This is a genomic window from Kitasatospora nipponensis (assembly GCF_039528135.1).
In the GTDB taxonomy this organism is placed as follows: Bacteria; Actinomycetota; Actinomycetes; order Streptomycetales; family Streptomycetaceae; genus Kitasatospora; species Kitasatospora nipponensis.
This window is the reverse complement of sequence record NZ_BAAALF010000923.1, coordinates 1-589: the sequence shown is the minus strand read 5'-3', so window position 1 is coordinate 589 and position 589 is coordinate 1. Positions and strand designations below refer to the sequence as shown.

Below are 589 nucleotides of genomic sequence, written 5' to 3'. Positions count from 1 at the left end.
CCGAGCCATGTGCCTCGTCGAGGGCGGCGAGATCGACTATGTGTCGTCTCCGACGTTGGACTCGTTGCACAACATCTGGTTCGAGTTCCACGAAGATCTGTTGCGCACACTCGGCCGCGCACGTAAGGAGTGAGGCGAGTGCAGCAGGACGGTACTTACACGATCGCATTCGACGACCCGGGCGAGTACGACCGCGACATGCTGGGTGGCAAGGGTTTCGGTCTGGTCGAGATGACCCGCAACGGACTGCGTGTGCCGCCGGGGTGCGTGGTGTCCACTCACGCCTGCCGCCATTATCTGAATGAGGGCGGCCTTCCCGCGAGTCTTGCCGAGGAGGTACTCGAACGGCTTGCGCAGCTGGAGCGGCGGACCGGCAAGACCTTCGGCACCGGCCCCGAGCCGCTGTTGCTGTCGGTACGATCCGGCGCGCCGATCTCCATGCCAGGGATGATGGATACCATTCTCAACGTCGGCCTGGGGCGCTCGGCTGCAATAGCCTTGGCCGACGCGACTGGCGACACTCGGTTCATGGCGGATGTGTTGTTCCGCTTTCACTGTATGTACTCCGAGACCGTGCTCGGCGGCCTCG

General features: G+C 63.7%; 1 protein-coding gene. It reads left to right on the top strand.

Annotation, left to right across the window (positions count from 1 at the left end):
* Positions 1–138 precede the first annotated feature (138 nt).
* The coding region (locus ABD323_RS44085; protein WP_344447623.1) for a PEP/pyruvate-binding domain-containing protein at positions 139–589 on the top strand (451 nt) is incomplete at its 3' end.